The sequence below is a fragment of the Mycobacterium sp. NGS19 genome, from assembly GCF_059813155.1.
In genome coordinates this window covers 1-21,628 of the sequence record NZ_JCALEB010000009.1, presented here as the reverse complement: position 1 = coordinate 21,628, position 21,628 = coordinate 1, and the positions used below count along the sequence as shown (strand labels likewise).

20 protein-coding genes and 1 pseudogene are annotated in these 21,628 nt (G+C 66.5%); 12 read left to right on the top strand and 9 right to left on the bottom strand.

The genetic code is table 11. The annotated features are described in order from the left end of the window. The first annotated feature begins 100 nt into the window (after nucleotides 1-100). Genes AC5Y4N_RS20910 through AC5Y4N_RS20895 form a run of 4 tightly spaced genes read left to right on the top strand, consistent with a single transcriptional unit; the run spans nucleotide 101 to nucleotide 6,167 of the window. Nucleotides 101-1,234, top strand: a complete 1,134-nt coding sequence (locus AC5Y4N_RS20910) for a metallophosphoesterase family protein (protein WP_499912715.1) — start codon at nucleotides 101-103, stop codon at nucleotides 1,232-1,234. Next, on the top strand, nucleotides 1,231-3,843 hold the full coding sequence (locus AC5Y4N_RS20905) for an AAA family ATPase (RefSeq protein ID WP_499912717.1): 2,613 nt from the start codon (nucleotides 1,231-1,233) through the stop codon (nucleotides 3,841-3,843). Before AC5Y4N_RS20910 ends, AC5Y4N_RS20905 begins: the two co-directional genes overlap by 4 nt. A 50-nt stretch (nucleotides 3,844-3,893) precedes the next feature. Continuing rightward, nucleotides 3,894-4,871 carry an alpha/beta hydrolase gene (locus AC5Y4N_RS20900; RefSeq protein ID WP_499912719.1) on the top strand — a complete coding sequence of 326 codons (978 nt, stop codon included), beginning with the start codon at nucleotides 3,894-3,896 and terminating at the stop codon, nucleotides 4,869-4,871. A 48-nt stretch (nucleotides 4,872-4,919) separates the two neighbouring features. Beyond that, complete coding sequence (locus tag AC5Y4N_RS20895; protein ID WP_499912721.1) at nucleotides 4,920-6,167, top strand: alpha/beta fold hydrolase; 1,248 nt, start codon at nucleotides 4,920-4,922, stop codon at nucleotides 6,165-6,167. Here the strand turns inward: AC5Y4N_RS20895 and AC5Y4N_RS20890 are convergent. The 4 genes and pseudogenes from AC5Y4N_RS20890 to AC5Y4N_RS20875 all read right to left on the bottom strand — a co-directional run bounded on the left by AC5Y4N_RS20890 (nucleotide 6,157) and on the right by AC5Y4N_RS20875 (nucleotide 11,704). Next, a complete protein-coding gene (locus tag AC5Y4N_RS20890) occupies nucleotides 6,157-7,785 on the bottom strand; it encodes an ABC transporter family substrate-binding protein (protein ID WP_499940555.1) in 1,629 nt (542 codons plus the stop codon). The genes AC5Y4N_RS20895 and AC5Y4N_RS20890 overlap by 11 nt on opposite strands. Before the next feature lie 183 nt (nucleotides 7,786-7,968). Then, nucleotides 7,969-9,798, bottom strand: a pseudogene (locus AC5Y4N_RS20885) (dipeptide ABC transporter ATP-binding protein); the annotation flags it as partial. After that, complete coding sequence (locus AC5Y4N_RS20880; protein WP_499912723.1) at nucleotides 9,795-10,730, bottom strand: ABC transporter permease; 936 nt, start codon at nucleotides 10,728-10,730, stop codon at nucleotides 9,795-9,797. The pseudogene AC5Y4N_RS20885 and the gene AC5Y4N_RS20880, both read right to left, overlap by 4 nt. Further along, nucleotides 10,727-11,704, bottom strand: coding sequence for an ABC transporter permease (locus AC5Y4N_RS20875; RefSeq protein ID WP_499912725.1), 978 nt, complete (start codon nucleotides 11,702-11,704; stop codon nucleotides 10,727-10,729). The genes AC5Y4N_RS20880 and AC5Y4N_RS20875 overlap by 4 nt, the downstream gene beginning before the upstream one ends. A 192-nt stretch (nucleotides 11,705-11,896) precedes the next feature. Between AC5Y4N_RS20875 and AC5Y4N_RS20870 the strand changes: the two genes are divergently transcribed. Next, entirely contained in the window at nucleotides 11,897-12,388 is a 492-nt protein-coding gene (locus tag AC5Y4N_RS20870; protein WP_499912727.1) for a beta-class carbonic anhydrase, read from the top strand. A 10-nt stretch (nucleotides 12,389-12,398) separates the two neighbouring features. Here AC5Y4N_RS20870 and AC5Y4N_RS20865 read toward each other — a convergent pair whose 3' ends face one another. Continuing rightward, a complete protein-coding gene (locus tag AC5Y4N_RS20865; protein ID WP_499912729.1) occupies nucleotides 12,399-12,782 on the bottom strand; it encodes a VOC family protein in 384 nt (127 codons plus the stop codon). Between the two features lie 61 nt (nucleotides 12,783-12,843). On the opposite strand from AC5Y4N_RS20865, the gene AC5Y4N_RS20860 reads away from it, so the two are divergent. From AC5Y4N_RS20860 to AC5Y4N_RS20830, 7 genes are all read left to right on the top strand, one after another. Continuing rightward, entirely contained in the window at nucleotides 12,844-13,371 is a 528-nt protein-coding gene (locus AC5Y4N_RS20860) for a GNAT family N-acetyltransferase (protein ID WP_499912731.1), read from the top strand. A 2-nt stretch (nucleotides 13,372-13,373) separates the two neighbouring features. Next, the gene (locus AC5Y4N_RS20855; RefSeq protein WP_499912733.1) at nucleotides 13,374-14,396 is read left to right on the top strand and encodes a nitronate monooxygenase; all 1,023 of its coding nucleotides are present in this window, start codon (nucleotides 13,374-13,376) and stop codon (nucleotides 14,394-14,396) included. Nucleotides 14,397-14,398: 2 nt separating this feature from the next. Continuing rightward, the gene (locus tag AC5Y4N_RS20850) at nucleotides 14,399-15,274 is read left to right on the top strand and encodes an LLM class flavin-dependent oxidoreductase (RefSeq protein WP_499912759.1); all 876 of its coding nucleotides are present in this window, start codon (nucleotides 14,399-14,401) and stop codon (nucleotides 15,272-15,274) included. Between the two features lie 28 nt (nucleotides 15,275-15,302). Further along, a complete protein-coding gene (locus tag AC5Y4N_RS20845) occupies nucleotides 15,303-15,755 on the top strand; it encodes a MarR family winged helix-turn-helix transcriptional regulator (protein ID WP_499912735.1) in 453 nt (150 codons plus the stop codon). Further along, the gene (locus AC5Y4N_RS20840) at nucleotides 15,752-16,567 is read left to right on the top strand and encodes an ATP-binding cassette domain-containing protein (RefSeq protein WP_499912737.1); all 816 of its coding nucleotides are present in this window, start codon (nucleotides 15,752-15,754) and stop codon (nucleotides 16,565-16,567) included. Before AC5Y4N_RS20845 ends, AC5Y4N_RS20840 begins: the two co-directional genes overlap by 4 nt. Nucleotides 16,568-16,625: 58 nt before the next feature. Then, complete coding sequence (locus AC5Y4N_RS20835; protein WP_499912761.1) at nucleotides 16,626-17,378, top strand: ABC transporter permease; 753 nt, start codon at nucleotides 16,626-16,628, stop codon at nucleotides 17,376-17,378. A gap of 67 nt (nucleotides 17,379-17,445) precedes the next feature. Then, nucleotides 17,446-17,760 (top strand): hypothetical protein, encoded by a 315-nt coding sequence (locus tag AC5Y4N_RS20830; protein ID WP_499912741.1) that lies wholly within the window; start codon nucleotides 17,446-17,448, stop codon nucleotides 17,758-17,760. A gap of 10 nt (nucleotides 17,761-17,770) precedes the next feature. Here the strand turns inward: AC5Y4N_RS20830 and AC5Y4N_RS20825 are convergent, their stop codons facing one another. The 4 genes from AC5Y4N_RS20825 to AC5Y4N_RS20810 all read right to left on the bottom strand — a co-directional run bounded on the left by AC5Y4N_RS20825 (nucleotide 17,771) and on the right by AC5Y4N_RS20810 (nucleotide 21,539). Then, nucleotides 17,771-18,298 (bottom strand): peptidoglycan endopeptidase, encoded by a 528-nt coding sequence (locus AC5Y4N_RS20825; protein ID WP_499912744.1) that lies wholly within the window; start codon nucleotides 18,296-18,298, stop codon nucleotides 17,771-17,773. Between the two features lie 224 nt (nucleotides 18,299-18,522). Then, nucleotides 18,523-19,044: a DUF4333 domain-containing protein gene (locus AC5Y4N_RS20820; RefSeq protein WP_499912746.1), complete on the bottom strand. Its 522-nt coding sequence runs from the start codon at nucleotides 19,042-19,044 to the stop codon at nucleotides 18,523-18,525. 16 nt (nucleotides 19,045-19,060) lie between these two features. After that, nucleotides 19,061-20,524: a neutral zinc metallopeptidase gene (locus AC5Y4N_RS20815; protein WP_499912748.1), complete on the bottom strand. Its 1,464-nt coding sequence runs from the start codon at nucleotides 20,522-20,524 to the stop codon at nucleotides 19,061-19,063. A gap of 253 nt (nucleotides 20,525-20,777) precedes the next feature. Then, nucleotides 20,778-21,539 carry an Rv3717 family N-acetylmuramoyl-L-alanine amidase gene (locus tag AC5Y4N_RS20810; protein WP_499912750.1) on the bottom strand — a complete coding sequence of 254 codons (762 nt, stop codon included), beginning with the start codon at nucleotides 21,537-21,539 and terminating at the stop codon, nucleotides 20,778-20,780. Between the last annotated feature and the right edge of the window lie 89 nt (nucleotides 21,540-21,628).

The window sequence follows — 21,628 nt, the reverse complement described above, 5'->3', positions numbered from 1 at the left end:
CGTCCACGCTAAGCCATGCCGTTCGAGGTCCACGAACTTGTCGGTGACCGGTCCTACACTCGCCTTGCTCACGACGCCGAGCACCGGAAGGGAGGCCGACATGCGATTCATCCACACCGCCGACTGGCAGCTCGGCATGACGCGGCACTTCCTCAATGACGATGCACAGCCAAGGTATTCAGCCGCTCGTCGTGACGCGGTCCGGGCGCTCGGCCCGCTGGCTGCCGAGACGGGGGCCGAGTTCGTCGTGGTGGCCGGTGACGTTTTCGAACACAATCAACTGGACCCACGGGTGGTCAGCCAGTCGCTGGAGGCCATGCGCGCGATCGGGGTTCCGGTCTACCTGCTGCCCGGCAATCACGACCCGCTGGATGCGTCGTCGGTGTACACCAGCACACTGTTCGCGGCCGAGCGGCCCGCGAACGTCATCGTGCTCGACCGGCAGGTTGTCGACGTGCGGCCCGGGGTGCAGATCGTCGCGGCGCCGTGGCGATCGAAGGCACCCACCACCGATCTCGTCGCCGACGCGCTGCGAGGGCTGACCGCCGACGGTGTCACCCGCATCGTCGTGGCGCACGGCGGCGTCGATGTCCTGGCACCGGCGCCGTCCGCGATGTCGCTGGACACCGTGCACCAGGCACTGGCCGGGGGCGTGGTTCACTATGTGGCATTGGGGGACAGGCACTCTCGCACGCAGGTCGGTGAGACGGGACGGGTGTGGTACTCCGGATCGCCGGAGGTCACCAACTTCGAAGACGTCGAACACGATCCGGGGCACGTGCTGGTTGTCGACATCAAAGAAGACGACGCAGCACGGCCAGTGACGGTCACGCCGCACCGAGTCGGGCAGTGGCGATTCGTCACGCTTCGCCGCCCCGTGGACGGCAGCCGCGACGTCACCGACCTCGACATCAACCTGGACCTGCTGACCGACAAGGACCGTACGGTGGTGCGGTTGGCGCTGACCGGGACGCTCAGCGTCACCGAACGGGCAGCGCTGGACGCGTGCCTGGACAAATACGCTCGGCTGTTCGCGTCGCTACGAATCTGGGAGCGGCACAGCGACGTTGCGGTTGTGCCCGAAGACGCCGAGTTCACCGACCTGGGCATCGGCGGGTTCGCCGCCGCGGCTGTCGAGGAGTTGGTCACAACTGCGCGCTCGACGGAGCAGGCGGCAGCCGACGCGCAGGCGGCTCTGGCTCTGCTGCTCAGGCTGACAGGACAACCGGCATGAAGCTGCACCGGCTGGTCTTGGAGAATTACCGCGGCATCGCATACCGCGAGCTCGTGCTACCCGACAACGGCGTGATCGTGGTCAGCGGCGCCAACGAGATCGGGAAGTCGTCGATGATCGAGGCCGTCGATCTCCTGCTGGACTCCAAGGACCGCTCGACCAAGAAGGAAGTCAAGCAGGTCAAGCCCACCCATGCCGACGTCGGCGCCGAGGTGACAGCTGAAATCAGCACCGGCCCATACCGATTCGTGTACCGCAAGCGCTTCCACAAGCGGTGCGAGACGGTGCTGACCGTGTCGGCGCCCAAGCGTGAACAGCTCACCGGTGACGAAGCGCACGAACGGGTCTGCGCGATTCTGGCCGAGACCGTCGACACCGAGCTGTGGCGAGCGCAACGCGTCTTACAAGCGGCCTCCACTGCCGCGGTGGACCTGTCAGGCTGCGATGCGTTGTCGCGCGCACTCGACGTGGCGGCCGGTCAGTCGGACGCGCTGTCGGGCGGCGAACCGGTGCTGATCGATCGCATCGATGCCGAGTACGCGCGGTATTTCACGGCGACCGGCCGCCCGACGGGCGAGTGGGCGGCGGTCCAGAACCGTCTCGCAGCCGCGGAGGACGAAGTCGCTTGCTGCAGACAGGCGGTCGAGGAGGTCGACGAATGCGTCCGCCGCCACACCGAACTCTCGGAACAACTGGCGGAGCTCTCGTCGCAGCACACGGCGGCTCAGAAGCGCCTCGACGCGGCTCAGGCGGCTGCCGCGGTGGTCACTGCGCTGGAAGCGGAACTCAAAGAGGCGCAGGCGCTTTCCACTGCTACCCGAATAAAGGCGCAAGCGTCGGCCGAAGCGCTGAGCGAACGGCAGCGGTTGGCCGCTGATGTCTCCGACCGCGAAAGCGCAATTGCGCACCTGAAATCGCAGGTAGCGCAGGCGGTTGACGACGAGGCGGTGGCAGCCGAAGTTCGTGACGTCGCCGCCACCGCTGCCGAAGAGGCCAGCGCCGCAGTCGATGCCGCGCAGTCGCGCGTCGACGCCGCCCGGGCCACCGTCGACAGGTTGTCGGATCGCGACGAGGCCCGCCGGCTACAAGCGCGGCTGGCCAAGATCGACGCCGCTCGCGCCGAGCTCGATTCCGCCGAACGCGCCATCGCGGCCAACCCGGTTACCGACGCCGTCCTGCGCGACATCGACATCGCGGAAGCAGCGGTGGACCGAGCGTCGACCCGTGCCGAAGATGCCTCGGCCAGAATAGAACTCGCGTCCTGCGTTGATTTGGTGGTGACGGTCGACGGGCAACCGGTCGAGTTGGCGGCCGACCAGGGATTCGCCGTCAGCGCCACCGCGCCCACCGACATCGAGCTGCCCGGTGTGCTGCGGGCCAGGATCATCCCCGGTGCACCCGCGGGGGATACCCAGGCCATGCTCGAGGCCGCCCGCCACCACCTGGCCGGTCTGCTCGCCGCGGCGGGTGTCGCCGACCGAGACGACGCCCGTGCGCTCGCCGAGCAGCGCCGCCAACTGGTCGGCGAACGCGACCGCCTGACCGCTACCCTAGCGGGGCTCTGCGGTGATGACTCCCTCGACGAGCTGCGCTGCAGGCTCGCAGTGTTGGCCGGCCGCGACTACGCGGATGTCGCCGCGGGCATCGACCTGCCGGCAGCCCGTGCGGCGCTGGACGCCGCGACCGCCGCTCACCGCGAGGCCGTTGCGAACTGCCAACGCGACCGCGACCTCGCCGCCGCGGCTGCCGCCAGCTTCGCCGAGAAGGCCACTCGCGCGGCGGTGCTGCGCGAGAAGCTGGCTACCACCCGCGTTGAACTGGACGCTTCCCGAGCGCGACTGGCCCAACAACGCGCCGCCAGCAGCGACGAGCAGTTGGCTGCCTGCGCACGAGATGATGCCGATGCGTCGGCACACGCCGCGGCGCGCGTAGCCGACCTACAGTCCCGGTTTGCTCAAAAAGCCGATGCAGCAAGCGAACTGACCGACGCCCGATCCCATGCCGAGGAGGTGCTGCGGCGTCATGAGGACGTCGTCGGCGAATTGCGCGACGTGACAACGCAACTGCGCATCCTGGGTGGCGAAGGCCGAAAGGGCAGACTGGACGCTGCCGAAACCGAACGCGAGCACGCGCACAGCGAATGGCAGCGGGTGGGCCGTCGAGCACGCGCCGTGCAGCTGCTGCGCTCAGTGATGCTGCGCCACCGCGATGACATGCGTCTGCGTTATGTCGAGCCGTTCAAAGCCGAGGTGGTGCGACTCGGGCGAATGGTGTTCGGCGACACCTTCGATGTGGAGGTCGACAGCTCGCTGCGGATCTGCAGCCGCACGCTGGATGGCCGCACTGTGCCGTACGAATCGCTGTCCGGCGGTGCCAAGGAGCAATTGGGCATTGTCGCGCGCCTCGCCGGGGCGGCGTTGGTGGCCAAGGAGGACGGCGTGCCGGTCATCATCGACGACGCCCTCGGCTTCACCGACTCCGACCGGCTGGTCAAGATGGGCGCCGTGTTCGACGCGGTGGGCAGCGACGCTCAAGTGCTCGTGCTGACGTGCAGCCCGCACCGCTATGACAGCGTCGGCGGCGCGCACCACATCCGGCTCACCGCATAGTCGCTGGTGTCGCTGTTGCCTTGCTGTGGACGGCACCCCATAATCACCCGGTGACCCAACTGAAGAATCGTGCGTGCGTCCTTGCTGTGCTGTTGCTCATGTTGTCGCTTTTGCCAAAATCGGTCGCTTTCGCCGATCCTGCAGGCGCACGGATAACCGGAATCGAGCCGGTCAACGATCGCTGGGTCAAGATATCGGTGTATTCCCCGTCGATGGACAAGGTCATCGTCAACGACGTGTATAAGGCCCCCGGTGCCTCGGCGCCGGTCTTCTATCTGCTGAACGGAATTGACGGCGGGCTGGACAACAAGGGCTGGTTCGGGCTCACCGACATCCAGGGCTTCTTCGCCAACCAGAATGTCAACGTTGTCTCGCCGATCGGCGGGCAGTACAGCTACTACACCGATTGGCTTGCCGACGATCCCGCCCTCGGACGCAACAAGTGGCAGACCTACCTGACCCAGGAACTGCCGCCGCTGATCAACCAGGAGTTGAAAACCAACGGCCGCAACGCAATTGGTGGCCTGTCGATGAGCGGCGGCGCCGCACTGGATCTCGCGACCCAAGCGCCCGGTCTGTACCGCGCGGCGGGCTCCTACAGCGGCTGCCCGGCGACGTCGGATCCCAATCAGGCGCAACAGATTGCGCTGTCACTGGTGCCCAGCGGGGCCAACGCCGCCAACATGTGGGGTCCGCTGGGCGGACCGGACTGGGTGGCGCACGACCCGTCGAAGAACGTCACCAAGCTCAAGGGCGTGGCCGTGTACGCCGCCGCGTCCACCGGCGCCGTGGGTGAGGTCGACAAGCTGCCTGCCGACTTTCCCACGCCCGTCGGCGGCCAGCTCGTCGAGAGCATCACGCTGAACTGCACCCAGCAGTTCGCCGACGCCGCCAAGGCTGCCGGCGTTCCGATCACGTTCGTGGTCCGGCCGGAAGGCGCGCACACGTGGGGCCTGTTCGAGTCGGAAATGCACGAGTCGTGGAACAACGTCATCGCGCCGGCGTTGGGTACGACCTCCCGGGCATGATGCTGCGGGGCGCACGCCCCGCGCGCCGGACCGGCACAATGGCCGGTGATGACGATGAACGCCAAGCGTCGCCGCGCGCACCGGAAGCTGGCGTCATTGCCCGGCGTGCGCTCGGTGCGCCGACCGGTGACGCCGGACGCCGCCGAAGAGTTCGACCTGTACTACGTGCGTAGCGGGCGCAAGTCCGCTCACCCCCTGGTGGTGATCCCGGGCGGGCCCGGTGCGGCGTCAATTGCCCTCTACCGCGGTTTCCGCCGCCGAGCGGCCACGGCCGGCTTGGACGTGATCATGGTCGAGCACCGCGGCGTGGGCATGTCGCGCCACGACGACGCCGGCGCCGACCTTCCTCCGGAGGCGCTGACCATCGAGCAGGTCGTCAACGACATCGTCGCCGTGCTCGACGACGCGCACGTCGACAAGGCGATCCTCTACGGCGCCTCGTACGGCAGCTATGTCGCCGCCGGCGTCGGCGTACGCCATCCGCAGCGGGTACACGCCATGGTCCTCGACTCGCCGGTGCTGTCCGCGGCTGACATCCACGAGGTGCGGGCCGCCATCCGCCGCGTGCTGTGGGAGGGCACCGAGCCGGAGACCGCCAGCTTGGCGCCGAAGGTCCGCCAGCTGGTGACCGACGGCGTGCTCACCCCGGCGGCCGGCCAACTCGTCGCGGCGGCCTACGGGCTCGGCGGACCGGCACTGCTGAATCGCCAGTTCGACCTGCTGCTGCAGGGCCGTTACGCGGTGTGGACGCTGATCGATCGTCTGACCCGGCTGCTGATCGGCCGCAAGGCGCCCTACCGCAACGAACCAGACCTGGTGGACCGCATCGGTTTTCGCGAACTCAACTACGGCGACGTGCCCGACGGCTCGCCGCTGGATCCCGCGGCCGCCTACCGCGAGTTCGCGTTCGACCCGGTCCCTTTCGAGGCCGAACCCTACGACCTGGCGGCCGAGATGCCGGCGTTCGCCTGGCCCACCGTCGTGGTGTCGGGCGGCCGCGACCTCATCACGCCGCCTGCCATCGCCAACCGGATCGTCTCGCTGATTCCCGGCGCGGTATTGGTGAGGCTGCCGACGGCCGGCCACAGCGCGCTGGACAGCCGGGAGCGAGCCGCCCTGCAGATCGCACAAGCCGTGATGCACGATCACGTTCAGTCATTGGCAGACCGTGCCGCCGCGCTGGATGAGCTGCCCACAAGCCCCGCGCTACGCCTGATGGTGGCGGCGATCTCGGTCGCGACGGCCGTCGAGCGCATACTGCCGCGGTTGGTCCCCCGCGCTGCCGTTACTTCATGAAACCGATTGCGGTGTAGTTCAGGTCGCCGAGGCCGGCCGGGCCGAAGTTGGCGAGACTGCTCCGCACGGCGACATTTCCCGGCGACTGCATCAGCGGCAGGCTGAAGCCGATGTCCCAGATCATCACGTCGAGTTCGTTGGCCAGCCGCCGCGCCGCACCGGAATCCAGTTCGGCCAGGGTCTCTTCGATTTTCGCGTCGATCTCCGGGCTGCCGATCTTGCCGTAGTTGCTCTCCCCGTATGACGCATAGATCTGCGTCAGGCTCGCCAGGGGGAATGCGTCGCCTACCCAGCCGAACAGCGCGATGTCGAAGTCGCCGGTGTTGATGTACTTCGAGAAGAAACCACCGCCGCCCTTGGCGTCGATATCCAGCTTCACCCCGATCTGCGCCAGTCTGTTCTGAGCGACTTGGGCGATCTGGCGACCGGAGAGCGCGTCGAACAGAACAAGTCGAATCGACAACGTGCGGCCGTCTTTCTGACGGAAGGGACCGTTGAGTTTCCAGCCCAGATCGTCGAGTTCTCGGCGTGCCTGATCGGGGTTGAAGGCCACCACGTTGCTGTTGTTCTGGTAGCCCTCCTGCCCGGCGACGTAGATGTGATTGTTCAGCGGCTTGGGGTTGTTGACCAGGCCCCGCTGGCTGACGTTGACAATTGCTTGGCGGTCAATGCCTTTCATGATCGCCAGCCGGAGCTTGCGGTCGGCGAGGATCGAACCCGGCGCCCCGTTGAACGTGAAGTGTGTCCAACTGGCACCCGGGGCGCGGCGAATCGAGATTCCCGGCGAACTGCGCGCGCGCATCAGGTCGTCCAACGAGGCCAGTCCGGCCGCGTCGATCGCGTTGTTCTGCAGTGCGGGAATGATCGCCGCCGGGTCCAGGACGGTGTAGGTGATCGAATTCAGCCGCGGTCGCTGGCCCCACCATTTGGTATTGCGCGTCAACACAATTCGCTGCGCCGACCTGTCCACCGTGGTGAAGACGAACGGTCCGGCGGACGGGCCGGGGCCGTCGAGTTGCGCCTTGTTGAACGTCTCCGGGGTCGAGGTCATGCTGCGCGGCAACAGCATTCCGTTGCCCGCGAACATGCCCTTCCAATCCGCGTAGGGCTTGGCGAACGTCATGACAGCCTGCCGGTCGTCGACCCCTCGGGTGACCGACGCGACACGTTCGGCTCCGTTGGGGCTCGCGATCGCGAACGCGGGGTCCTTACCGCTGAGTGCATGGATCTGTGCCGCGATGTCTTCCCAGGTGAGTGGAGATCCGTCCGACCACACCGCTTTCGGGTTGATCGTATAGGTAACCACCTGCGGATTGGTTTTGGTCAGTTCGATGCTGGTGAAGTAGTCGGTGTTGAGCGTGGTGGAGCCATCAGGCTTGATGATGAACGCCCGCGGCAGCGTCGCCTTCATCATCGACGCGGTGTCGGCGCTGTTGCCGTCGATGTGGAGGATGTTCCAGTTGACAGGGAACTCGCTCAGCGACAGCCGCAGCGTTCCGCCGTCGATCAGGCTGGTCGGGTTCTGCTGGTTGATGTCGTTGGTGGTGCCCAGCTCGGCGGCCCCGGTTCCGGTGGTGCCGTGGCGATCGCCACCCAGCCTGGTGGCCAGCACCCCGATCACCACCAGCGCGACGATCACCCCCAGTGTCGCAACGATTTTCACCGCTGATTTGCCTACGCCTTGTTCGGGCGGTGGTGGTGGCGGAGGTTGTTGCGGCGGTCTCGCCGAGGGAGGCGGTGGCGGTGGCGTGTCCGCGCCGCGCTGCGTCGGCGGCTCGGCATCGGACGAACCGGCGACGTCCGGCGGCGGTTGCGGTACGGCCTTGAGAAGCCGCTTGGTGTAGTCATGTTGCGGATCGCTCAGCACGCGGTCGGTGTCGCCTTGCTCCACGACAGTGCCCTTGTACATCACCGCGACGTCGTGGGCCAAATGCTTGACCACAGACAAGTCGTGCGACACGAACAGGTATGAAAGACCGAACTGCTCTTGGAGATCCAGCAGAAGGTTGATGATTCCGGCCTGGATCGAGACGTCCAGCGCTGAGACCGGTTCGTCGAGGGCCAGGACCTTCGGCTGCAGGGCCAGTGCCCTCGCGATGCCGATGCGCTGCTTTTGGCCGCCGGAGAACTCGGCCGGATACCGCGGCGCGTCGGCGCGGCGCAGCCCGACGATGTCCAGCAGCTCGCCCACGCGTTGGTCGGCGCGCTTCTTGTCAAAACCGTTGGCCAGCAAGGGCTCTGCGATCACATCGGACACCGGTAACCGGGGATCCAGCGACGCGACCGGATCCTGGAACACCACCTGTACGTCGCCGCGCAGCGCGCGTCGGCTTCGAGCGTCCAGGGTGGCGACGTCGGAGCCCAGCACCTCGATGGAGCCGGCCTGCGGTGGCGCCAGCTCGAGGATCTGGTGCAGCGTCGTGGATTTGCCCGAACCCGACTCGCCGACGATTCCCAGCGTGCGGCCTTCGCGCAGTTCGAAGCTGACGCCGTCGACCGCCCTGACCTCGCCGACCTGGCGCCGAAACACCACACCCTTGGTCAGCCGATAGGTTCTCACCAGATCGCGTACCCGCACCACCACCGTCTCGTGGCCCGACTCGACGCGCGGTGGCGGCGCGGTGGGCACCCCGTAGATCTCGGCGGCACTGCGGCCGGCGACGTGTTCGGTCCTGATGCACGCAGCGCGATGTGCGGGCCCCACCGTGACGAGTTCTGGCTCGGCGGTAAGGCATTCGTCGATCGCGAGCGGACAGCGCGGCGCGAAGGGGCAAGCGTCAGTCACGGGCATCGCCAGGGAGGGCGGGCTGCCGGGAATCGGGACCAGCCGTGCGCCGCGCGACGCGTCGAGTCGCGGCACCGAGCCGAGCAGCCCGGCGGTGTACGGCATCCGCCGGTCACCGTAGAGCGTGTCGACGTCGGCCACCTCCACCGCGCGGCCGGCGTACATCACCAGCGCACGGTCGGCGAATTCGGCGACCACACCGAGGTCGTGGGTGATGATCACCACCCCGGCGCCGGTCACATCGCGCGCGGTTTTGAGTACGTCGAGAATCTGCGCCTGCACAGTCACGTCCAGCGCAGTGGTGGGCTCGTCGCAGATCAACAGATCGGGATCGTTGGCGATCGCGATCGCAATCACCACGCGCTGCCGCTCGCCCCCTGACAACTCGTGCGGAAACGCCCGAATCCGCCGGTGCGGTTGGCGGATGCCGACGAGGTCGAGCAGCTCGACCGCTCGCTCGCGCGCTGCGCGGCGGGTGACGCCCGGCTGGTGGATCTGGATCGCCTCGGCGACCTGATCGCCGACGGTGTAGACCGGTGTCAGCGCAGACATGGGGTCCTGGAACACCGTGCCGATCGATTTGCCGCGAATGCGCGAGATCTTCTTGTCGGGCATGCCGAGCAGTTCGTCGCCGCGCAGCCGCACCGAGCCCGACACCTCTGCGTACTCGGGCAGCAAGCCGATGACCGCCATGGCCGAAGCAGACTTCCCGGAACCTGATTCGCCGACGATCGCCACCACTTCGCCGGCTCCGACGGAATAGCTCAGGCCGCGGACGGCCGCGACCGTGTCGGTGTCGGTGGGGAAGCTGACGCGCAGGTCGGCGACTTCCAGCAGCGGGCTCATGCGCGCGGTCTCCGGCGCGCGGGCGTCCTTCGCCGTCGCAGCGTGCCGCTGCTGGGATCCAGCGCGTCGCGCAATCCGTCGCCGATGAGGATGGCGCAGAACAGGATCACCACCAGCACGCCTGCGGGGAACAAGAACACCCACGGGAACGTGGTCGCGGAACTGGTGCCGTCGGCGATCAGCGTGCCCAGCGACACGTCGGGTGGCTGAACGCCGAATCCCAGGTAACTGAGCCCGGTTTCGGCCAGAATCATCAGCCCGACGTTGAGCGCGGTGTCGATGATCAGGATCGACGCGACGTTCGGAAGGATGTGGCGGACGATGATGCGCCGGTTCGGCACACCCATATACCTTGCCGCAGCGACGAATTCGCGCTGGCGCAGGCTCATGGTCAGGCCGCGTACCATCCGTGAGCTGATCATCCAGCTGAAGACGGCCAGCAGCAGGATGAGCCAGAAGACGGTGCCGGATTGCTTGGTGCGCGGCGTGACGATCGCGATCAGAATCAATGACGGCACCACGAGCAGCAGGTCGACGACGAACATCAGCACGGCGTCGCGCCAGCCGCCGAAAAACCCACTGATCGTGCCGACAGTCGCGGCGATCGTCGCGGAGATGACCGCTACACAGACGCCGATCAGCATCGACTTCTGCATGCCTCGCAAGGTCTGCGCCAAGATGTCCTGGCCCAGCGAGTTGGTGCCGAAGGGGTGATCCGGCGAGGGCGGCTCTTGCAGCGCCGAGTAGTCCAGATCGGTGTAGCCGTGCGGCAATAGTGGCGGCAGCGCATAACAGGCGACGAACAACATCACCAGCAGGATGAACGCCACCACCGCGGCTTCGTTGCGCAGGAACCGTCGCAGCACCAGTGCGCGCCGCGACACGAATTCGGTTGATTCCACGCTTTTTTGGACGACCTGCGGCTGGGTCATGTCACCCGCACCCTCGGATCCAGCAGTGCGTAGATGACGTCGGAGAGCAACCCGCCCATCAGAACCATCGCAGCGGCGAACAGCGTCACCGCGACCACGATATTGGTGTCCTGGGTCGAGATGCCCTGCACCACCCACTCGCCGATGCCGTGCCAGCCGAAGATCTTCTCGACGAACACCGCGCCGCCGACCAGACCGCTGATGCTGAACGCGAACAGCGTGGCCATCGGTATCAGCGCCGTGCGCAGCCCATGCTTGAACAGCGCGCGCCGCCGTGTCAGCCCCTTGGCGCGGGCGGTCCGAATGAAATCCTGGCCGAGCACGTCGAGCATCGCGTTGCGCTGGTATCTGCTGTAGCCGGCCATCGAGACCAGTGCCAGCGTCAGCGTCGGCAGCACCAGATGCTGCAACCTGTCGACCAGCTCAGCCCACCAGCCGCCATGCCCACCCGCCGAAAGCTCTCCGGTGTACTCGAACAGTTGCACGCCGAACAACGAATTGATCCGCAGGGCACCCAGAATCAGCAGATTTGCCATGACGAAGGTCGGGACGCTGAGGACCAGCAGCGACAACGCGGTGATCACGCGATCGCTCAGCCGGTACTGGCGAATTGCGCCCCACGCTCCGATGACCACGCCGACGACGGTGCCGATCACCATGCCTGTCACCACGAGGCGCAGGCTGATTCCGATCCGCCGCCACAGCTCTTCGGAGACGGGTTGACCACCGACAGTCGTGCCGAAATCGCCGCGCACCGCCCCCGACACCCACTTGCCGTAGCGCACCGGTATCGGCTTGTCGAGATCCAGTTCGGCCGCTTTCGTGTCGATGACCGACTGCGGCGGTCGCGGATTGCGCTGAAGAAGGCTGTCGAGCGGATGGAAGGTCACCGACGTGAGGCTGAACGTCAGAAACGACGCGAACACAAGCAGCACCACGTGCTTGAGCAGCCGACGGGTCAGGAAGCCGATCATCCCGCCCTGCCGCCCGCGCGCATGCGGCCAATGTAGGAGATGAGCCCACCGGCGCGCCGCTTATCGGCTATTCGGCGGTTCGCAAGCGCCAGTTTGTACCAAGAATCTGGCTGATCATGACCGCCCGATGAAAGCTCCGCCGTTGGTAGCATCGGCCTGCCATCGGTTGCCCGCCGCATCCTGGAGGTCCCCATGAGCGTGACCGACGAGTATCTGGCCAACAACGCCGAGTACGCCAGGAACTTCAAGGGTCCGCTACCCCTGCCGCCGAGCAAGCACGTCGCGGTGGTCGCGTGCATGGACGCCCGCCTGGACGTGTATCGGATCCTCGGCCTCAAAGAGGGCGAGGCGCACGTGATCCGTAACGCCGGCGGCGTGGTCACCGACGACGAGATCCGGTCGCTGGCCATCAGCCAACGACTGCTCGGCACCACGGAGATCATCCTGATCCACCACACCGATTGCGGCATGCTGACTTTCACCGACGACGACTTCAAACGGTCGATCCAGGACGAGACCGGCATCAAACCGGAATGGGCGGCAGAGGCGTTCAGCGACCTCGAAGAGGATGTGCGTCAGTCCATCCGCCGCATCGAGGCCAGCCCCTTCGTCACCAAACACGAGTCGCTGCGCGGGTTCGTCTTCGACGTCGCGACCGGAAAACTGAACGAGGTCACACTCTAGTCAGCGGTAGTCAGGCGCCCGAACCGTAAGGCCTGGTGATGATCTCGAGGAAATGACCGGCCGGATCGCGGAAGTACACGCCGCGGCCGCCGTCGTTGTGGTTGATCTGCCCAGGCCGGGCGCCCCGCGGATCGGCCCAGTGCTCCAGGCCCCGCTCGCGGATGCGGCCGTAGATGGCGTCGAAGTCGTCTTCTGAGACCAGAAATGCGTAGTGCTGCGGGCGAATGTCCCCGTCGGTGTCGGCGTAGTCCAAAGTGGCGCCATGGTCGAGCTGGACCGCGAGGAAGTGGCCGAACGGCCTGGGCTCCGGCAAGCCGAACAATTCGGTGAAGAACCGAGCCGACACGTTCTTGTCGTGTGCGGCGACGATGGTGTGGTTGAACGCGATAGACATAGTAGGACCAGTCAACCAGCCGGTCGCGGCCGGCAAAAGGGCGCGAATACAGTATCGGAGCATGGCCCCCGTCGTTTCCGGCCCGCGCGTTCTCTTGCGCGAACCGAGGGCCGAAGACGCGGAGGAGTTGTTCTCGGCGATCACCTCCGACCCGGCGGTCACGAAGTTCCTGTCATGGCCGCCGCACCGTGATGTGGAGGAGACGCGTCGGGTGATCACCCAGCTGTTCAACCAGGGCGACGACCACACCTGGCTGGTTGTGCTGCGTGAGTCCGGGCAGGTGATAGGTCAGTTCGGCTACCGGCGGTTGCGGGGCCGCACCGTCGAAATGGGCTATTGCCTGGCCGCCCAGTGGTGGGGGCAGGGGCTGATGGCCGAAGCAATCGAGCTGGGTCTGGTTGAGATGCAGCGCGATCCGGAGGTGGCGTCGGTGACGGCGGCCTGCCACGTCGACAACAAGCGGTCAGCCCGGCTACTCGAGAAGTGCGGCTTCGTGCTGCAAGCCCGGGTGTCCGACCACACCGTCTTTCCGAACCTAGCGCCCGGACCGCAGGACTGCCTGCTGTACTCGCGGCAGATTGCGAGGTAGCGATGAGTATTTTCCAGTTCGCCGATCTGCCTGTACCGGTGATCGCCGCGCCGATGGCGGGCGGCCCGTCGACACCGCAATTGGCGGCCGCCGCCACGGACGCGGGCGGGCTCGGTTTTGTCGCCGGCGGATACCTGTCGGTCGACGACTTCGCCGACCGCCTCGCCGCCGCCCGTAAAATGACGACCGGCCCGGTGGGCGCGAACGTGTTTGTGCCGCAAGACAATACAGCTGATAGCGCTGAGCTCGACCGGTATGCCGAGGCGCTCGCCGGCGAGGCGGAGCGCTACGGCGCAGAGCTGGGTGAAGCGCGCTACGACGACGACAAGTGGGCGCCGAAGCTGGACATGCTGCTGGATGTGCGGCCGGAGATCGTGTCGTTCACGTTCGACGTGCCCAGCACAGAGGACATCCGCAGGTTCGCCGGGGCCGGTATCACCACCGCGGCGACGGTGACCACTGCGGCGGAGGCTGAACGTGCGGTGTCGCGCGGTGTCGATGCGCTCGTCGTGCAGGGTCCGGCCGCGGGCGGTCACCGCGGCACGTATGACCCTGCGGCCATCCCGGCCGCGCAGCCATTGTCTGAGCTTCTCGCCGATGTCCTCTCGCGCGTGGCGGTTCCGGTGGTGGCGGCTGGCGGACTGATGACCGCTGACGACGTCGCCGCGGTGCTGCGGGCGGGTGCGGTCGCCGCTCAACTGGGCACGGCGTTCCTGCTGTCCGATGAGGCCGGCAGCAGCCCGGTGCACCGCGCGGCGCTGCAGGACGCACAATTCACGGAAACGGCTGTGACAAAGGCGTTTTCGGGTAGGTATGCCCGGGGTCTGCGGAACCGCTTCATCGACGAGCACGACGCGCAGGCCCCGCTGGCCTATCCGCACGTCCACTATCTGACCAGTCCGGTGCGGGCGGCTGCTGTGCGGGCCGGTGACCCGCACGGCGTCAACGTTTGGGCGGGAACGGGATTCAAGAAGACCAAGGTCGCGCCGGTGGCGGCCATCATAGGAGAACTGGCGTGCAAATAGGCATGACCATGCCGGTGATGGAGCCGGATCTGGACCACGCGACGCTGCGGGCGTGGGCGCGCGTGATCGACGAAGGCCCTTTTGCCTCAGCGTGTTTCGGTGAGCGCATCGCGTTCGACAACCCCGACACGCTGACGTTGCTTGGAGCTCTCGCGGCGTGGACCGACCGGGTGCAGTTGGTGACGACGGTCGTCGTGCCCCAGCTGCACGATCCGGTCATGCTCGCCAAGGCGCTGGCCACCGGCGACATGCTCAGCGGCGGCCGGCTGACCGTCGGGTTAGGCGTGGGCGGCCGCCACGAGGACTACCGCGCGGTCGGCGCCGACCCCGCCACCCAGACGATGCGCGACATGGCACAACGGGCGCTTGTGATGAAGCGTGTGTGGGCGGGCGAGCGGCTCACCGAGTCAGTGTGTCCGGTCGGTCCACCGCCGGTCCAGCGCGGCGGGCCGCCACTGCTGGTGGGCACTATGGGCCCGAAAACCGTTCGGAGCGCGGCGAAATGGGCAGATGGGCTGGCGGGCACGACGCTTGACCTCGACGTCGGCAAGGTGGGCTCGTTGTTCGACGTCGCTCGAACGGCGTGGGCCGCAGAAGGCAAACCGCCGCCGCGACTGACGACGTCGTTCTGGTTTGCGCTCGGGCCGGGCGCGCGCGAGCAGGTGCACCGGCACTTGCGCCGCTACATGAACTGGATCCCCGCCCAGCACGTCGACGCGATGGCGCCGTTCACGGGGTTCGCCGGAAGACAAGACGAATTACTTGCAGTCTTGCGTGCCTTCGCTGACATCGGCACCGACGAAGTGCACCTGATTCCGACGAGCAAGGACATCGGCCAGCTACGCGATGCCGCCGAGGTGGCCGCGCAGGTGAAATAGCTCTGTAACAGAGGTACCGTGGGATGTCATGCGGACCACCACCGACCTCGTCACGGACGTGTTCGCTGTCGTCGGACGCTTCCGCCGGCAGCTGCGGCGGTCCGCGGGACGGGGCTTCGACACCACCGGGTTGACGGAATCGCAGGCAGAGCTGTTGCGGCTGGTCGGCAGGCGTCCGGACATCTCGATCCGGGAAGCCGCCGCGGAGCTGGGATTGGTGCCCAACACCGCCTCCACATTGGTGTCCAAGCTGGCCTCCGACGGGCTGATCACCCGCACGGTCGACGCCGGCGACCGCCGCGTGGCCCGGCTGCGGCTCACCGAGTCGGCGCAGCACATCGCCGACGCGTCGCGGGCCGCGGGGCGGGCTGCACTTGCCGAGGTGCTCGACGACCTCGACGACGACCAGCTTGCCGCGCTGACGCGAGGGCTGTCGGTGCTGGCCGAGATCACCCGACGACTGCAGGAGAAGCAGACATGAGTGCCGCCGAGTTGGCCGTCGACTGCCGGAATCTGACGCACCGGTACGGCGACTTCACCGCAGTCGACGACTTCACGTTGCAAGTGAGGCCGGGGGAGACCATGGGGCTTCTCGGTCCCAACGGTGCCGGCAAGACCACGGTGGTGCGTGTCCTCACCACGCTCACGCCGCCGCAAGCCGGTCAGGTATTCATCTTCGGCCTTGACAGCCGCCGACAGACCATGGATGTCCGCTACAACATCGGCTATGTGCCGCAACAACTTTCAATAGAGCCGGCCCTCACCGGGCGGCAGAATGTGGAGTGGTTCGCCAGGCTGTACGACGTGCCGCGACGGCAGCGGGCCGAGCGCGTGGATCAGGCGCTCGAGGCGATGAACCTGCTCGACGTCGCAGACGAGGTCGCCACCACCTATTCCGGCGGAATGGTCCGGCGGCTCGAGCTGGCGCAGGCACTGGTGAACCGGCCGTCGCTGCTGATCCTGGACGAACCGACCGTCGGCCTGGATCCGATTGCCCGCGACGGTGTTTGGACACACGTCGCCGACATGCAGGCCGATTTCGGCATGACCGTGCTGCTGACCACGCACTACATGGAAGAGGCGGACGCACTGTGTGACCGCGTTGCGCTGATGCACCACGGCAAGCTTCAGGCCATCGGCACGCCGGAGCAGCTGAAGGCGAGCGTGTCACGCAACGCAACCCTCGAAGACGTATTCCGCCACTATGCGGGCTCCGATCTGGGCGACGAGACGTCACGGACCGGTCTGCGCGACATCCGTTCCAGCAGAAGGACTGCGCGCCGTGTCAGTTGAACCCCGAGCCGAGGCCGGGATCGTCCGTGCACCACGAGGCTGGCGACGGGTGCAGGGGATGTTCGTCCGGATCGGCACGTTCTCACTCGTCGAGCTCCAGAAGCTGGCACACGACCGTGCCGAGCTGGTCACGCGCATGGTGCAGCCCGCGTTGTGGTTGCTCATCTTCGGGCAGACGTTCTCGCGCCTGCACGTCATCGACACCGGCGGAGTGCCGTATCTGGCGTTTCTGGCGCCCGGCATCATCGCCCAGTCGGCGTTGTTCATCTCGATCTTCTACGGGATCCAAATCATCTGGGACCGCGACGCAGGCATCCTCGCCAAGTTGATGGTGACGCCGGCGCCGTCGTCGGCGTTGATCACCGGTAAGGCGTTCGCAGCGGGCGTGCGGTCGGTGGCTCAAGTGGTCGGGGTGCTGCTGCTGGCGTACCTGATGGGCGTGCACCTGACCACGAATCCGCTGCGGGTCGTCGCCGCAATGGCTGTGGTGGTGCTGGGCTCGGGGTTCTTCGCGTGCTTGTCGATGACGTTGGCCGGGCTGGTGCGCAACCGGGATCGGCTGATGGGTATCGGCCAGGCGATCACGATGCCGCTGTTTTTCGCCTCGAATGCGCTGTATCCGGTGGACGTGATGCCGCACTGGCTGCGGTGGCTGTCGGCGGTGAACCCGTTGAGCTACGAGGTGAACGTGTTGCGCAGCCTGTTGATCGGCACGCCGTCGAATTGGCTGCTCGACATGGCAGTGTTATTTGTCGCAGCGGTCGCGGGCATCGTGGCGGCCTCGGCGCTGCTGCGGCGACTGGTGCGCTGAGCACTCGCGCTTCGCCGCAACTATGGGCACAATGTCTCCGGGAACTCGACGAGGGGCGGGATTGACCATGCGGCGTTCGATGCGAGTGCTGGCCTATGCAGCGGCGGCCGGGGCGGTCGTTGCGATTCCGATCGGCATCCAGGCTGCCCCCTCCCAGACACTTGCCGACTGTGGCGGCATCAACATGTCGGTTCTGGCCGAGGGTGTGCCGGTGGACATGTGCCCGGCGCCGGTGGCGCCGCCCCCCACCAGCGGGGGTGCACCCACGCAGCAGCTCCTCACCGCGTGCGGCGGCATCCCGGGATGCCTGTCGAACGCGCTGTACGGACCCGGCAGAGTCGTCGTCCCGAGCCCTAATACGAGGGTTCAGCAGAGCCAGTAGTCGCGCGTCGTCAGGCGTCGGCGGCCGGAGGCTCAACAGGCGGGGGCTCAGCGGGCGGTGCGTCAGCAGGCGGTGCCTCTTCCGGCGCGCCTTCGGGGGCCGGCGAGGTGACCACGTCAGCGGCTAGTTGCACCATGTCCGGCTGCGGCGCGTCTTGTGCGGGTGCCTGGTCCTCGACTGGGGCCAGCGCTTCCGCCGGCAGATACATGTGGTGGGTGAACTGCGGCTGGTATGCGCCCGGGCCACCGAGCCTCACCCCGCCGCGCTCGCCGGACGACACGGATGTGCCATCAGGCAGCGTCACCGCGGTGTGGTAGCTGTTCCAGCCGATCACCAGTGCCCCGGGCTGCGTTCCATGTTGAAAACCTCGGGCGAGCAGGGCGCTTTCTTCATTCTGCGTGGTGAACCGGTTGCCGAATGCGGGCCTGCCGGTCGCCACGTTGCTCACCCACGACGCCAGGCCGGAACAGTCCGTACCGGCGGGCGAATCGCCGCCGGAGACGTACGGCGTGCCCGATACCTGGGTAATGAGGCTCATCAACGTTGCTAAAGCAAACACGCGGCGGGACGTTAACAGAGCGGTTTCTGAGCCGCCAAAAATTGTGAACCCCTTCACAATACGCAGTCGATATAGCCTGGTTCACGAAGAGAAGCGTTGGCTCTTTTGCCAATTTGCGCTTCGGCCGCAGTCTATGTCATGAGAAATGTTCGGAGGAAACATATTTCGCTAGTTACGAGACGAAAATGCTTGTGCTGCAACGATTATCGCGGTCTATCGACCTCGTATGTTCCGTTGTCGTCGACGAACAACACGGCCACCCGGTGCCTGCTACCGTCGACCGTCACATCGCAGAAGAAGGTCTCACCTTTCTTGACCGCAGGGTTGTCGCCGTTGTTGCAGCGGACGCCGGTGACGTCTCTGAGGCCGTAACCGTTCGTCGGGTCGGTGAGCACTTGCCGGACGCCGTCCTCCGCTGATGTGACATCGAGTTCTTTGCGATGCGTCAGACCCAGCGCCCACAGGACCGCAGCGACAACAGCTACGGCCAGCACCACGCCGACAACGACGCCGACAACCACAAGCGCACCGTTGGATTTCTTGCGCGGGGCGGTCGAGACAGCGGGCGGCGTGGCGTAAGGCGGCTGCGGATAGTAATGCGGTGCCGGCGGCCGGTCGTGGCGTACCTGCTGCCACCACGGGATCTCCGCCTGTCCGCCCTGCGGCTGACGCTGCGGGTCGGGCCGCGGGGACCACGGACGCGTCGGCTCGGAAGGTCTGCTCATCGCGCGTCGTCCTGTGTCATGGGAATCGCTGATAGCACTGGTTCTCGTCGCCGACGAGACCGGACCGGTAGGCGAGAATCCTTGTGAACCCGGCCGGCACGGTACTGCCGTTGGTGTCGCTTGCGACGAGACCGTTGGTCAGCAGACCGGAGATCGCTTCGTCGACGTCGCCGGCAGTCAGCACCAGCGTCTTGCCCGAGGGCACGCCGACCGGTTCGGCCATCCTGCGTTGCGCCACACCGGTCAGGCACGCGGTTCGCAACGCCGCCGCCGGCGAGTCGAGCGGCATCGCTTTCTCATGTTGCAGCGCAAGCATGTATCGCGACGTGACGACTGAAATCGCGGTGTTGTCGCCTTGCAACAAAACCAACTGTGATTCGTCGGCGGGCGCCCCCATGTCTTGCAGTGCGGGCATGTCGACGTTGATGGTGTTGGTGCCTGGGCAGTAGGACGCCGGCGCTGATGTCCTTGCGTCAGAACAGCTTTGCGAATCGGTATGCAGCGTGGGTGGGTTGGTGGGATGGAAGACCTCACCGAGAATCTCCATCAGCGTCGAGAGGGTGTCGGTGTCGACGCGCACCTCGCCGGTCTGGACATTGCCTGCCGGGTCGACTTCCAGGGATGTCGGCAGATCACCGCGCCGCTGCGTGATTTCATCCATGTCGATCTTGGCGCACGCGGCGGCACCGGTGTCGAAACCGACTTGAAAGGCGCTGACGCGGTCCATCGCCGAGCCGTGCGGATCGGCGTTCGAGTCCTCGACCGTCATCACCGGATCTCTCAGTTCGATGGCCCCGGCCAGCACATGGTCGAGTCCGTCGGTGGTACTCAGCGTGAATCGGGGTGACTTCCCTTCGGCGACCCAGCGCACGTAGGCCCCGGAGAAGCAGTCGGCCTGTTGCTCGGCGACGAGGCCGGGCGTGCTGGGATTGACGGTTCTTGCCATCTGCTGCACGGCGTGCCCGTATTCGTGAGCCAGCACCGCGTTCACCGACATCACGCCGAAGTACTTGGTGGCCAACGGCATCAGGCGGCCACGGTCCCATGCCATCAGGTCTTCGGGCGGACAGTAGAACGCGTTGACCAACTTGTAGGTGGGCGCTCCGCACGCCGACGGGCTTCTGGGGTCGGACGCGTCGTAGGACAGCATCGTCGACACCGGTCTGAAGCTGCCTTGCAGTGACTCCGAGTAGTTCTTCTGCCAGAAGTCCTCGATGTCGTTGAGCGCCAACAACGCCAGGCGGTCGACTTGGCCGCCGTCCGTGTTCTCCACGGTGCCGGAAGGCTGGGGGGCGTTCGAACGGGCGCCGCTGGGTCCATTGGTGGCGGGAAGGCCGCCGACGCGGTTCGGATCCCAGAGCATCGACAAGGGCCGGCCGTGCACGACGGTGGCACTGCACCCGGTGACGAGCAGGACCGCACAGGCGGCACTGAGTACGGCTCTGGCGAGGGCCGTTCGACGCTGCGTCACAGGGCACACCTCCCGTCAACGCCCAGGCGGGCTCAACGCTAAAACAACGGCGATCGGCGTGGGGCGGGAATGACACTCACTCATCGGATGTGCATCGGTAATTAGGGGGATGGTCAGCCCGCGCTGGCCCACGGCGAAGCACGATGCCGACGGCTGGGTGGAGGTTGCGCCGGTCGCGCGAAATCGTCGGCCAGGTAACAGACTGTGCGGCAACAGAACTCGGCGTTACGGAACACTGCGCGGCATGGCCTCCGCCACTACGTCAGGCAGTAGGCGTTTTGCTTGTCAGGTAGGCGACCACACCCCGCGTCACCGCAGCGGCGTACTTGGCGCGTCCGTCTGCGGACTCCATCAGTGCGGCCTCATCGCTGTTTCTCATGTTGCCCAACTCCACCAAGACGGCCGGATAGTCGGCCAGATTCAAACCGGCGAGATCGGCACGGCCGTACAGGCCGTTGGAGCCGAGGTACGTCGACGGGGTCAGTCCGTCGAAGGACAGTGCGTCGCGCATGGCTATGGCCAGCCGCATCGCCGGACCCGCCTGCGCGGCGTTGAGCGGAGGACTCGAGTAGTTGACGTGGAACCCTCGGCCCGACGGCGGTCCGCCGTCGGCATGGATGCTGACGATGGCGTCCGGGCGCATGGCATTGGCGGCCGCAGCGCGCTGGTCGACACACGGACCGGAGGAGTCGTCGTCGGCGCGGGACAGCTGAGTGCGCACGCCCAGACGATCCAGGGAATCGCGGACCCGGGACGCCACATCCCAGGTGAAGCGGTGTTCCGGATAGCCGTCGTTGGTCGACGTGCCGGTGGTCTGGCAGTCCTTGGTTCCGCCACGGCCGTTGGGAACTTGTCTGGTTATCGACGAGTCGTTGGCACCGCTGTGACCGGGATCGAGGAACACCGCCATGCCGGCGAAATTCGAACCGGCCGACGCGCGGGGGCCGTTCAGTTGGCCGGCGACCCAGCACAGCAGTGCGCCGACGAGTACGACAGTGGCTGTTCGCACGACCGCAAGACGCATCCCGGACAGCGTAACAACGCCGTACGGGACTCGACCGCGGCAATTGTTGGTCCGAGCCGACCTAAAGCGTTCAACCTTCACCAAGAATC